Raw genomic sequence first — 12,607 nt, 5'->3', positions numbered from 1 at the left:
TCCGGCTCGTTGTCTGCGACCCGACCCCTTGGGCGTTATAGGGTCAAGCCTCACGGGCGCATTAGTACCGGTTAGCTCAACGCCTTGCAGCGCTTCCACACCCGGCCTATCAACCAGCTCGTCTTGCTGGGCCCTTCAGGAGGCTCACGGCCTCGGGGATGTCTCATCTTGAAGGGGGCTTCCCGCTTAGATGCTTTCAGCGGTTATCCCGTCCGCACTTAGCTACCCGGCAGTGCCACTGGCGTGACAACCGGAACACCAGAGGTGCGTCCACTCCGGTCCTCTCGTACTAGGAGCAGCCCTTCTCAAACATCCGACGCCCACGGCAGATAGGGACCGAACTGTCTCACGACGTTCTAAACCCAGCTCGCGTACCACTTTAAATGGCGAACAGCCATACCCTTGGGACCGACTTCAGCCCCAGGATGTGATGAGCCGACATCGAGGTGCCAAACACCGCCGTCGATGTGAACTCTTGGGCGGTATCAGCCTGTTATCCCCGGAGTACCTTTTATCCGTTGAGCGATGGCCCTTCCATACAGAACCACCGGATCACTAGAACCTGCTTTCGCACCTGCTCGACGTGTCTGTCTCGCAGTCAAGCACCCTTGTGCTCTTGCACTCACTGCACGATGTCCAACCGTGCTGAGGGTACCTTCGTGCTCCTCCGTTACACTTTGGGAGGAGACCGCCCCAGTCAAACTACCCACCACACACGGTCCTCGATCCGGATCACGGATCGGAGTGAGAACGCCAATGATGCCAGGCTGGTATTTCAAGGGTGGCTCCCCCCGGTCTGGCGACCGGGGTTCCAGGCCTCCCAGCTATCCTACACAAGCAACATCGGCGTCCAGTGTGAAGCTATAGTAAAGGTTCACGGGGTCTTTCCGTCTGGCCGCGGGTACACCGCATCTTCACGGCGATTTCAATTTCACTGAGTCTCGGGTGGAGACAGCGTGGCCATCATTACGCCATTCGTGCAGGTCGGAACTTACCCGACAAGGAATTTCGCTACCTTAGGACCGTTATAGTTACGGCCGCCGTTTACCGGGGCTTCGATCAAGCGCTTCGCCGGAGCTAACGCCATCACTTAACCTTCCGGCACCGGGCAGGCGTCACACCCTATACGTCCGCTTGCGCGTTGGCAGAGTGCTGTGTTTTTAGTAAACAGTTGTAGCCACCTGGTATCTTCGACCGCCTTCCGCTCCGTCCGCGAGGGACTTCACGTACCGGCGGCGTGCCTTCTCCCGAAGTTACGGCACCATTTTGCCTAGTTCCTTCACCCGAGTTTTCTCAAGCGCCTGGGGATTCTCACCCTGACCACCTGTGTTGGTTTGGGGTACGGTCTCACCGTATCTGAGGCTTAGAGGCTTTTCCTGGAAGCGTGGCATCGATGACTTCCAGCCCGTGGGCTGTTCGTCTCGTCTCTCGGCCTTGAACCACCGGATTTCCCTGATGGTTCGGCCTACGGACTTTCACCGGGACGACCGTCGCCCGGCTCACCTAGCCTTCTTCGTCCCCCCGTCGCAATACTGTGAGGTACGGGAATATTGACCCGTTTCCCATCGACTACGCCTTTCGGCCTCGCCTTAGGGGCCGACTCACTCTGCTCCGATTAGCGTCGAACAGAAACCCTTGGTCTTCCGGCGAGGGCGTTTTTCACGCCCTTTATCGTTACTCATGTCAGCATTCGCACTCGTGATACCTCCAGCAAGCCTTTCGACTCACCTTCATCGGCTTACACGACGCTCCTCTACCACGTCTCCCGAAGGATACGTCCGTAGCTTCGGTACCTGATTTAGCCCCGTTACATCTTCCGCGCAGGCCGATTCGACCAGTGAGCTATTACGCTTTCTTTCAAGGATGGCTGCTTCTAAGCCAACCTCCTGGCTGTCTAAACCTTCCCACATCGTTTCCCACTCAATCAGGATTTGGGGACCTTAGCTGACGGTCTGGGTTGTTGCCCTTTCCACAATGGACGTTAGCACCCACTGTGTGTCTCCCACGCTGGCACTCACCGGTATTCGGAGTTTGCCTCGGGTTGGTAAGTCGGGATGACCCCCTAGCCGAAACAGTGCTCTACCCCCGGTGGTGATACGTGAGGCGCTACCTAAATAGCTTTCGAGGAGAACCAGCTATCTCCGGGCTTGATTAGCCTTTCACTCCGACCCACAGCTCATCCCCGCATTTTTCAACATACGTGGGTTCGAGCCTCCAGTTGATGTTACTCAACCTTCACTCTGGCCATGGGTAGATCGCCCGGTTTCGGGTCTATTCCCCGCAACTTGTCGCCCGGTTAAGACTCGCTTTCGCTACGCCTCCCCTAATCGGTTAAGCTCGCTACGGAAAATAAGTCGCTGACCCATTATACAAAAGGTACGCGGTCACCGAACGAGTCGGCTCCCACTGCTTGTACGCACACGGTTTCAGGATCTGTTTCACTCCCCTCACTGGGGTTCTTTTCGCCTTTCCCTCACGGTACTGGTTCACTATCGGTCAGCCAGGAGTATTTAGCCTTGGAGGATGGTCCCCCCGTCTTCAGTCAGGGTTACACGTGCCCCGACCTACTCGATTTCACGCGATCGGACTTTCGACTACGGGGCTGTCACCCACTATGGCGGCCCTTCCCAGGGCCTTCGTCTAGTCGTTCACGCGCTTAAGGGCTGCTCCCCGTTCGCTCGCCGCTACTGGGGGAATCTCGGTTGATGTCTTTTCCTCGGGGTACTGAGATGTTTCAGTTCCCCCGGTTCGCCTCGTCTCCCTATGGATTCAGGAGACGATACTCACCTTGTGGTGAGTGGGTTGCCCCATTCAGAGATCGCCGGGTCGCAGGTTGTTTGCCACCTCGCCGACGCTTATCGCAGGCTGCCACGTCTTTCGTCGCCTCTGGCTGCCAAGGCATCCACCGTGTGCGCTTCATTGCTTGACCCTATAACCCCAAGGGGTCGGTGTCGCAATGACAACGATTGCCGGATACGCTTGAGACGTATCACATGATCTTCTTGCGAAGATCGTTTTGTCAGCATGATATATCTTGTTAAAGAGCGACTGTTCAGTGAACAGTGATAAGCGCACGCGATGCGTTTATCACTGGTCACGAAACGCAAGAGCAGCACGGACGGCACCGGGAACGATAATGGTGGAGCCTAGCGGGATCGAACCGCTGACCTCCTGCGTGCAAGGCAGGCGCTCTCCCAGCTGAGCTAAGGCCCCGAATCGTTTGCTGTTCGTTGTTTCCACCGAAAATTCGTGTAAGGCAAGGCGCTTTCATGTCGACGCATAGCCTGCTATGCGAGGCATAAAGCAACGCCGCTTTACGCGAATTTGGTGGGTCTGGGCAGACTCGAACTGCCGACCTCACCCTTATCAGGGGTGCGCTCTAACCAACTGAGCTACAGACCCGAACGTGACCGCCTGCCGTACCGGCAGGGACACTTCGTGCTCTCTTTGCTTGATCAGGCAATTCATTGTGGGCACTTGCCGGGCGGGTGACGCATCGGTTAAGGAGGTGATCCAGCCGCAGGTTCCCCTACGGCTACCTTGTTACGACTTCACCCCAGTCATGAACCACACCGTGGTGATCGCCTTCCGAAGTTAGGCTAACCACTTCTGGTGCAGTCCACTTCCATGGTGTGACGGGCGGTGTGTACAAGGCCCGGGAACGTATTCACCGTGCCATTCTGATGCACGATTACTAGCGATTCCGACTTCACGGAGTCGAGTTGCAGACTCCGATCCGGACTGAGACCGGCTTTACGGGATTCGCTGACTCTCGCGAGCTCGCCGCCCTTTGTGCCGGCCATTGTAGCACGTGTGTAGCCCTACCCGTGAGGGCCATGATGACTTGACGTCGTCCCCACCTTCCTCCGGTTTGTCACCGGCAGTCTCCCTGGAGTTCCCGACCGAATCGCTGGCAAAGAGGGACGAGGGTTTCGCTCGTTACGGGACTTAACCCAACATTTCACAACACGAGCTGACGACAGCCATGCAGCACCTGTCACTGCGTTCCCGAAGGCACCCCGAGATCTCTCTCGGGTTCGCAGGATGTCAAGGGTAGGTAAGGTTCTTCGCGTTGCATCGAATTAAACCACATGCTCCACCGCTTGTGCGGGCCCCCGTCAATTCATTTGAGTTTTAACCTTGCGGCCGTACTCCCCAGGCGGTCGACTTATCGCGTTAACTTCGCCACAAGGGTCTCAAGGACCCCAACGGCTGGTCGACATCGTTTACGGCATGGACTACCAGGGTATCTAATCCTGTTTGCTACCCATGCTTTCGCCCCTCAGCGTCAGTGTCAGTCCAGAAGGCCGCCTTCGCCACTGGTATTCCTCCCGATATCTACGCATTTCACCGCTACACCGGGAATTCCACCTTCCTCTCCTGCACTCTAGCGCGACAGTTCCGGATGCCATTCCCAGGTTGAGCCCGGGGCTTTCACAACCGGCTGATCGCGCCGCCTACGCGCGCTTTACGCCCAGTAATTCCGATTAACGCTTGCACCCTCCGTATTACCGCGGCTGCTGGCACGGAGTTAGCCGGTGCTTCTTCTGTGAGTGATGTCGTTCCTGGCGGGTATTAGCCGCCAGGCCTTCTTCCTCACTGAAAGTGCTTTACAACCCGAGGGCCTTCTTCACACACGCGGCATGGCTGGATCAGGCTTTCGCCCATTGTCCAATATTCCCCACTGCTGCCTCCCGTAGGAGTCCGGGCCGTGTCTCAGTCCCGGTGTGGCTGATCATCCTCTCAAACCAGCTACGGATCGTCGCCCTGGTGAGCCGTTACCCCACCAGCTGGCTAATCCGACATAGGCTCATCCGATGGCGGGAGCCTGAGCCCCCTTTCTCCCGTAGGACGTATGCGGTATTAGCCCGAGTTTCCCCGGGTTATCCCCCACCACCGGGCAGATTCCTATGCGTTACTCACCCGTCCGCCGCTCGACGCCCAGGAGCAAGCTCCTGTCGTTTCCGCTCGACTTGCATGTGTTAAGCCTGCCGCCAGCGTTCAATCTGAGCCATGATCAAACTCTTCGGTTTCAATCATATAGTCCGTTAAGCGGACCAAACTTGGCTCAAGGTATCAAACGTCTCAAACGAGACCCGAAGGTCTCTGACGAGTCGCTTGCCTTGATGATAGGTGATTTGTCACCCACCCAGGCAAGCGCCCACATGAATTACCTGATCAACTTGTTAAAGAGCTGAGAACCGCGCTTGGCGCTGCCTCTCAATGGGTGCGTATCATACCAGCGATTCGCCCGGCGTCAATTGTCTGCCGCGCTTTTTTTATGTCCCCGAGCCGCCTTCCTGTTCAGCAAGGCGGCCCAGCAGCGTTTGGCGCCTTGCTTCAGGCATAAATCCGGCGCTGATAGCGCTTCGGCCAAGGGACAAAAACGTCGACTTTCCCCAGCCAAACGCCTCCGCGCACGCCAGATGATTGCTCAGCATACCGCCCCCGAAATAGGCCGGGTCATCCGAGCTGAGCGTAACATTGAGCCCGGCCTCCCACATGGCCGGCAGCGGATGCTCCGTCACGGCGGCATAGATGCCAAGGCTGACGTTGGATAGCGGGCAGACGGTGAGCACCGTTTGCTCACGCCTCAAGCGCTCCACCAGTGCCTCGTCGGCCATGCACTGTACGCCATGGTCGATGCGCTCGACGCCAAGCTCATCAAGCGCTTCGCGCACATAGGCCGCCGGCCCCTCTTCGCCGGCGTGGGCCACCCGTGCCAGCCCGAGCTCGCCTGCCCGGGCAAATACGTCGGCAAAGCGGCCCGGCGGATAGCCGCGCTCCGCGCTGTCCAGCCCGACGGCGCTCAGATACGGCCAGTAGTCGCGCGCCTGCTCGAGCAGCGCTGCCGCCTCGGCCACCGGGCGATCGCGCAAAAACGCCATGATCAGTCCTACGCTCAAATCCAGCGTTCGCTCGGCATGGCGCACCGCGCTCAGCAACCCCTGCATCACGCTTGCCAAAGGCACGCCCCGCTGCATGTGTGCCTGGGGATCAAAATGCATGTCAATATGCATCACGCCCTCGTTGCGGGCACGGACAAAATAGTCCATGGCCAGATCATGAAAGTCCCGCGGCGTACGCAGCACGTCCATGCCCTGGTAGTAAAGATCCAGAAACTCCTGCAGATGACGAAAGCGATACGCCTCTGTCACCTCGTCGATATCGGCGTAGGGCAACGCAATGTGGTTGCGCTCGGCCAGCCGGAACATCAGCTCCGGCTCTAGCGTCCCCTCGATATGCAGATGGAGCTCCGCCTTGGGTAACCGCTGCAAGAAATCCCGCATGACCGTTTCCTTTTTGTTATTGCCTTGTTATTGCCACGCCATGAACCGGGTCAGACGATAACCATGGCTACCATATAGGTAGTGTATGCCACGAACAGGGCGAACAGGATACCCCCTTCCAGGCGATTGATTCTGCGCGCTCGTCCACGCCAGGAAAACGCAAAGAGGACCATCAGCAGGGTCATCACGGTCATCACGAACCAGTCCCGGGTAAGCACGTCCGGCCCTGCTTCAATCGGCGTGATCACCCCGGCCAGCCCCACTACCCCCAGGGTGTTAAAAAGGTTGGAGCCCACCACGTTGCCCAGCACCATATCGTGCTCCTTGCGCCGCAGCGCGCTGGCCGATGAAGCAAGCTCGGGTAGCGAGGTGCCAACGGCGACAACGGTAAGCCCAATGACCAGCTCGCTGACGCCAAAGGCCTCGGCAATATCCACCGCGCCCCATACCAGCAGGCGCGAACTGCCAATCAGCACGACCAGACCCGTGAGCGTCCAGCCTAACGCGGCGCCTCGGGACATGGGCTGCCTCTCCAGCGAATCGCTGACCTCCTCCATCAGCGCATCGTCCTTTTGCGCTCGCGACTGCAGAATACTGAGCGTCATGAAACCGCCGAGAATCAGCAGAATCATGGCCGCCTCCCAGCGGGCAACGAAGCCGTCGAGCAGGATAATGCCGGTCAGCGCCGTCACCATTACCAGCACCGGCATCTCCTTGCGGACAACGCTTGAGTGCACGGCAAGCGGCGCCAGCAGCGCCACTACGCCCAGCACCAGGCCGATGTTGGCAATATTGGAGCCGTAGGCGTTGCCCACGGCAAGCCCGGGGCTGCCCTGCAGGGCGGCAAGCACCGACACCATCATTTCCGGCGCCGAGGTGCCAAAACCGATCACCAGCATGCCAATGAGCAGCGGCGACAGCCCGAGCCAGCGTGACGTTGCCGCCGCGCCGTCAATGAACCTGTCGGCACTCCAGATCAATAACACCAGGCCGGCTATCACGGCCAGGACGGGAAGCAGCATAACGTTTCCTTCGTGGGTTTATCTGGGTACTATCGCCGCTGCATCATTATGGAAGCGGCCGAGCGCGTCAAGCGCTGATATGCACTCAGGCATAGGCGTGCGGCACATGCCCCGAGGCTTGCCGATAGATCAGCGCGTGGAAAGGAGAAGATTTGGTTCAGTATCGTCTGCTCAAACGGCCGGCGCTCCCTCGCCAGGCCCCGTATGTGGACCGTTCGCCCCCCGAGATGCATACTCGGCGCCGGCGGCTGCGCGCCTGCCATGAATGCGACTGGCTCTGTGCCCTGCCGCCGCTGAGCCCCGGCGAAAAAGCGGCCTGTCCGCGCTGCCACCATGCGCTGGTCAGGCGCCACCACCATCCGGCACAGCGCAGCATGGCGCTGGCCCTTGCCGCCTTCATCGCCCTGCTGGTGGCCGTTTCGTTTCCCTTCATCAGCTTCAGCGTCAGCGGCGTCAGCAACCGTATCGAGCTTCACCAGACCGCCACGGCGCTCATCAACTTCCATCAGCCGGTGGTAGCCATTGTGGTCATCCTGACCATTGTGGTGCTGCCGGCCTGCTACCTGCTGGCCGTCATGTGGCTGCAGCTGGGGCTCATGCGCTACCGGCCGCTGCCGTTCAGCCGCGATATTGCCCGGGCGCTCACCCACCTGACGCCCTGGATGATGGCGGATGTCTTCATCATTGGCGCCCTGGTCAGCCTGATCAAGATCTCCGGTCTGGCGCAGATATCGCTGGGGCTGTCGTTCTGGGCCTTCTGCGTTTTCGCCTTTTTACTGCTGCTGACCAGCCAGTCGCTGGACGCCGACTGGCTGTGGTTTTCCCTTGACGGCGAACCCCTGGCGCCGGAAGGCGCCCAAACCGGGGCGCCCGCCGCGGCCCAGCAGCTCGCCGGCTGCGCCACCTGCGGGCTGGTCAACCGCCTGAGCGTCACCGGCAGGACGCGCTGCCGGCGCTGTGGAGAGCGCCTTCACGCCCGTCTTCCGCACAGCATCCAGCGCACCTGGGCGTTTCTCGTCGCCGCGGCGATCCTGTATATTCCGGCCAACCTGTATCCGATCATGAACGTGACCAGCCTGGGGGAAACCTCGCCTTCCACCATCATCGGTGGAGTGGTGGAGCTCTACCAGTCGGGATCCTGGCCCATTGCCCTGGTGATTTTCGTGGCCAGCGTCATGGTGCCGGTGGGCAAGCTGTTCGCCCTTGGCTGGCTGTGCCTGGTCAGTCGTCGAGGCCACCACGTCAACGCGCATAGCCGCACCGTGCTCTATCGCATTACCGACTTTATCGGCCGCTGGTCGATGGTCGATGTGTTTGTCGTGGCCATCCTCGTGGCGCTGATCCGCGCCGGAACGCTGATGTCGATCACCCCCGGCCCCGCCGAGCTGGCCTTTGGCGCAGTGGTCGTTCTGACCATGCTGGCCGCCATGTCGTTTGATCCGCGCCTGATCTGGGACACTCCCCTGCCCGCTGCCAAAACGCATTCACACACCGCCTTTCAGAGAACTGTCGATGGCTAATGAAACACCCCGCGACCACCGCACGCCCAGTGAACCCGCGCCGTCATCGGGGCTGGATCGGGCCAGGGCGTCGGCTCAGGCAAGGCTGTCGCCTATCTGGATCGTTCCGCTGATCGCCGTCATCATCGGCATGTGGCTGGTATACGACAACTACACCAGCCGCGGCACCCAGATCAAACTCACCATGGAAAACGCCGAAGGCATCGAAGCCGGCAAGACGCTGATCCGCACGCGCAATGTCGAAGTCGGCCAGGTTCAGAGCGTGCGCCTGTCCGACGACCTGTCCCACGCCGTCATCGGCGCCCGGATCCATCCCGAAGCCGAGGGCATGCTGACCGAAGACAGCCGCTTCTGGGTGGTCAAGCCGCGCATTGGCCGGGAAGGCATCAGCGGGCTCAACACCGTGCTGTCCGGCGCCTATATCCAGCTTGAGCCGGGCAGCTCCGACGAGCTCAAGCGCGAGTTTACGGTCAGCGACGTGCCGCCGGTAGCGCCCACGGGCGTCGCCGGCCTGCAGCTCACCCTGGTCAGCGAGCTGGGCAACTCGATGAAGGTAGGCGACCCGGTATCCTATCAGGGCTACACCGTCGGCCGCGTGGAAGAGGTCGACTTCAACCCCGAAGAGCGCCAGGTATCGCACAACATTTTTATCGAAAAACCCTACGCCAGCCTGGTCACCGACAACACCCGCTTCTGGAATACCAGCGGCATTGACTTTCGCCTGGATGCCGACGGCATCAGGGTCAACCTGGAATCCCTCGAGGCCTTGCTGGGCGGCGGCGTCACCTTTGGCGTGCCTGCCGATCTGCCCACGGGCCAGGCCGTTGAGTCCAACACCCGTTTCAGCCTTTATGCCGATGAGGACAGCGCACGCCAGGGCACCTTTGATCGCTACATCGAGTACGTCCTGCTGATCGACGACACCGTGCGCGGCCTGAAAAAGGGCGCCCCCGTCGAATTTCGCGGCGTCCGCGTGGGCACCGTCGCCGCGGTGCCCTGGAACTTTACCGCGCCCCAGCCGGACTCACGCTCGAGCTTCGCCATCCCCGTGCTGATTCGGATCGAGCCCCAGCGCCTGGGCATTGTCGACGAAGCGCTCGATCTTGACGAGTGGCAAACACGCTTTCAGGAGATGTTCGACATCGGCCTGCGCGCCACCCTCAAAAACGGCAACCTGCTCACCGGGGCGCTGTTTGTCGACCTGAACTTCCAGGATAGCGAAAGCGACGGCTACGTTGCCGAATCGTTCGCCGACGTGCGCGTCTTCCCCACCACCACCGGCGGTTTGGCGCAGATACAGGCGCAGATCACCGCGCTGCTGGAGAAGCTCAACGAGCTCGATGTCGACCCGCTGCTCGACGGACTCGACCGCAACATGCAGGCCGCCGAAGCCACGCTCAACGAAGTTCAGGGCGTGTCCGAGTCGCTCAACAACCTGCTCGACAGCCCCGAAACCCAAAACATCGGCGGCAACCTGAACAGCACGCTCAAGGAGCTTCGCACCACGCTTGAGGGCGTATCTCCGAACTCGCCGGCGTACCGGGACATTCTCTCGACCATGGATCGCATCGAGCGCCTGCTGCGCGATCTCCAGCCGTTAACCAAAACGCTGAACGAGAATCCTCGGGCGCTGCTGTTTGACAACCTGGATACCGAAGATCCCGTGCCGCGCGCGCCGGAGTCACCCTGATCACGCCGCGGCACCCGAGTGCCACGCCACCAAAAAGGAAATGCCATGCTTGTCTTCCAGCGCCTTTTGCCATTGCTCGCCGCGCTGCTGCTGGGCCTCGGGCTTGGCGGCTGCGCCGGCAAGGTATCGCCGTCCTCGCGCTACCTGCTGCCGGCCGTCGCCCCTGAAGTGGCCGACGCCCCCGACGCTACGCTGGAGCTTGGGCGGCTACGCCTGGCGCACTACCTCGATGTCGAGGGGATCGTCATGCAGCTTGACGACATCGAGCTGCGCGAAGCCCGGGAGCATCGCTGGGCCGAAGGCCTCGACCAGCAGCTGACGCGCAACCTCAAGGCCCATCTGTCCCGGGACTTGCCCACCTGGCGTGTCACCCGGGCGAGCCCTGGCGACGACGACGCTTACACCCTGGACGTCAGCATCGACCAGTTCCAGGGACGCCACGACGGCTACGCCGTGGCCAGCGGCCAGTGGCAGCTGCGAAGCGCCCAAGGCCGCCTTTTGCACATGGACAGCTTCAGCGCCAATACCGCCCTCGAGCGGGACGGCTACCCCGCGCTGGTGCGCGCCCTGGGCAAGAGCCTTGAACAAGCCGCCGACGAGATGGCCGCCGGCATTCGGCGCGCCGTGTTATGATGCGCGGCCGCGCTTGGCGCGCGACGCTTTCACTCTTTATTGGCCTTCACTACTGTTGGCTACGCCGGACAACATTTGCCGGCGCTTTATCACACGGCGATCGTTTTCGGCGCCGTGCGGAGATACCATGGATTTTTCTGACCTAGGCCTAACGGCCGAACTGCTCGAAGCGATCAACGCCGAAGGCTATACCACGCCCACCCCCATTCAGGCCCAGGCGATCCCGGCGGTGCTTGAAGGCCACGACCTGCTGGCCAGCGCCCAGACCGGCACCGGCAAGACCGCCGGCTTCGGCCTGCCCTTGCTCCAGCGCCTTGATCGCGGCCGGCCGGCCAAGAGCCGTCAGGTGCGCTCGCTGGTGCTGGCCCCCACCCGGGAGCTCGCCGCTCAGGTAGGCAAGGACATCGCCACCTACGGCGCCGGACTCAAGCTGCGCACCCAGGTCATCTTTGGCGGCGTGGGCCAGAACCCCCAGGTCGAAGCGCTCAAGCGCGGGGTCGATATCCTCATTGCTACGCCCGGACGGCTGCTGGATCTGCACCAGCAGGGCCACGTCGACCTTTCGAGCCTGGAAATCCTCGTGCTTGACGAAGCCGACCGCATGCTCGACATGGGCTTTATCCACGACATCAAGCGGCTGTTGCGGCTGATGCCGACCAGGCGGCAGAACCTTTTGTTCTCCGCTACTTTCTCCAACGATATTCAGGCGCTGGCCAAACAGCTGCTGGACAACCCCAAACAGATCGACGTGGCGCCGCGCAACACCACCGCGGAAAAAATCGAGCAGGTCGTCTACAAGGTCGACCGGGAAAAAAAGCGCGAGCTGCTGGCCCACCTGATCGACACCCGTCAGTGGTATCAGGTGCTGGTCTTTACCCGCACCAAGCACGGCGCCAACCGTCTCGCCGAACAGCTATCCAAGCGTTCCATCCCCGCCATGGCCATCCACGGCAACAAGAGCCAGGGCGCCAGAACGCGAGCCCTGGGGGCCTTCAAGAGCGGAGACCTGCAGGTGCTCGTCGCCACCGATATCGCCGCGCGCGGGCTGGATATCCACCAGCTGCCCTACGTGGTCAACTTTGATTTGCCCAACGTCGCCGAGGACTACGTGCACCGTATCGGCCGTACCGGCCGCGCCGGCAGCCAGGGCGAAGCCGTTTCGCTGGTCTGTATCGACGAAGCCCAGCTGTTGAAAAACATCGAGCGGGTCATCAAGACGTCGCTGGAGCGCCGGGTGGAGCCGGGCTTCGAGCCGGACCCCAACGCCGTCGCCCAGCCGATCGAAAACGGCCGCCGCTCGGGCAAGCCGCGCAGCGCCAATCGCGCCCCCGGCTCCGACCGCAACCGCAAGCCGCGGCGCTCGCGCAGCCGCCAGCGCAGCTCCCAGAGCCGCTAGCCCCTACGCGCGGCCTCTTCTTTATTGCTACGACTTTTTTGACACAACGTGGAGTG

6 protein-coding genes, 2 tRNA genes and 2 rRNA genes are annotated in these 12,607 nt (G+C 61.1%); 4 read left to right on the top strand and 6 right to left on the bottom strand.

Annotation, left to right across the window (positions count from 1 at the left end; all coding sequences use genetic code 11):
• Positions 1–39: 39 nt before the first annotated feature.
• The 6 genes from P1P91_RS07850 to P1P91_RS07825 form a co-directional block, all read right to left on the bottom strand.
• Positions 40–2,929: ribosomal RNA gene (locus P1P91_RS07850) — 23S ribosomal RNA — on the bottom strand.
• 208 nt (positions 2,930–3,137) lie between these two features.
• A tRNA-Ala gene (locus P1P91_RS07845) sits at positions 3,138–3,213 on the bottom strand.
• A gap of 112 nt (positions 3,214–3,325) precedes the next feature.
• Positions 3,326–3,402, bottom strand: a tRNA-Ile gene (locus P1P91_RS07840).
• Between the two features lie 99 nt (positions 3,403–3,501).
• Positions 3,502–5,033 (bottom strand): 16S ribosomal RNA (locus tag P1P91_RS07835).
• The 16S and 23S rRNA genes sit together here with 2 tRNA genes alongside, the layout of an rRNA operon.
• Before the next feature lie 246 nt (positions 5,034–5,279).
• Positions 5,280–6,290, bottom strand: a complete 1,011-nt coding sequence (locus P1P91_RS07830; RefSeq protein ID WP_311881759.1) for an adenosine deaminase — start codon at positions 6,288–6,290, stop codon at positions 5,280–5,282.
• A gap of 50 nt (positions 6,291–6,340) precedes the next feature.
• Positions 6,341–7,312 carry a calcium/sodium antiporter gene (locus tag P1P91_RS07825; RefSeq protein ID WP_311881758.1) on the bottom strand — a complete coding sequence of 324 codons (972 nt, stop codon included), beginning with the start codon at positions 7,310–7,312 and terminating at the stop codon, positions 6,341–6,343.
• A 227-nt stretch (positions 7,313–7,539) separates the two neighbouring features.
• Here P1P91_RS07825 and P1P91_RS07820 point away from each other — a divergent pair, with 227 nt between their 5' ends.
• The 4 genes from P1P91_RS07820 (at position 7,540) to P1P91_RS07805 (ending at position 12,551) form a co-directional block, all read left to right on the top strand.
• Positions 7,540–8,832, top strand: coding sequence for a paraquat-inducible protein A (locus P1P91_RS07820; protein WP_311885746.1), 1,293 nt, complete (start codon positions 7,540–7,542; stop codon positions 8,830–8,832).
• Positions 8,825–10,522 carry an intermembrane transport protein PqiB gene (gene pqiB / locus P1P91_RS07815; RefSeq protein WP_311881757.1) on the top strand — a complete coding sequence of 566 codons (1,698 nt, stop codon included), beginning with the start codon at positions 8,825–8,827 and terminating at the stop codon, positions 10,520–10,522. Before P1P91_RS07820 ends, pqiB begins: the two co-directional genes overlap by 8 nt.
• 45 nt (positions 10,523–10,567) lie before the next feature.
• Positions 10,568–11,155: a PqiC family protein gene (locus P1P91_RS07810; RefSeq protein ID WP_311881756.1), complete on the top strand. Its 588-nt coding sequence runs from the start codon at positions 10,568–10,570 to the stop codon at positions 11,153–11,155.
• A 127-nt stretch (positions 11,156–11,282) separates the two neighbouring features.
• Positions 11,283–12,551, top strand: a complete 1,269-nt coding sequence (locus P1P91_RS07805; RefSeq protein WP_311881754.1) for a DEAD/DEAH box helicase — start codon at positions 11,283–11,285, stop codon at positions 12,549–12,551.
• Positions 12,552–12,607 lie beyond the last annotated feature (56 nt).

It is taken from the genome of Halomonas piscis, from assembly GCF_031886125.1.
Classification (GTDB): Bacteria; Pseudomonadota; Gammaproteobacteria; order Pseudomonadales; family Halomonadaceae; genus Vreelandella; species Vreelandella piscis.
The sequence above is the reverse complement of the archived record's forward strand: the minus strand, read 5'-3'. Positions and strand labels throughout refer to the sequence as shown.

Bases quoted from the DNA above. Each gene is read 5' to 3' on its own strand.
- P1P91_RS07830 (WP_311881759.1), bottom strand. From the start codon at position 6,290: ATGCGGGATTTCTTGCAGCGGTTACCCAAGGCGGAGCTCCATCTGCAT.
- P1P91_RS07825 (WP_311881758.1), bottom strand. From the start codon at position 7,312: ATGCTGCTTCCCGTCCTGGCCGTGATAGCCGGCCTGGTGTTATTGATC.
- P1P91_RS07820 (WP_311885746.1), top strand. From the start codon at position 7,540: ATGCATACTCGGCGCCGGCGGCTGCGCGCCTGCCATGAATGCGACTGG.
- pqiB (WP_311881757.1), top strand. From the start codon at position 8,825: ATGGCTAATGAAACACCCCGCGACCACCGCACGCCCAGTGAACCCGCG.
- P1P91_RS07810 (WP_311881756.1), top strand. From the start codon at position 10,568: ATGCTTGTCTTCCAGCGCCTTTTGCCATTGCTCGCCGCGCTGCTGCTG.
- P1P91_RS07805 (WP_311881754.1), top strand. From the start codon at position 11,283: ATGGATTTTTCTGACCTAGGCCTAACGGCCGAACTGCTCGAAGCGATC.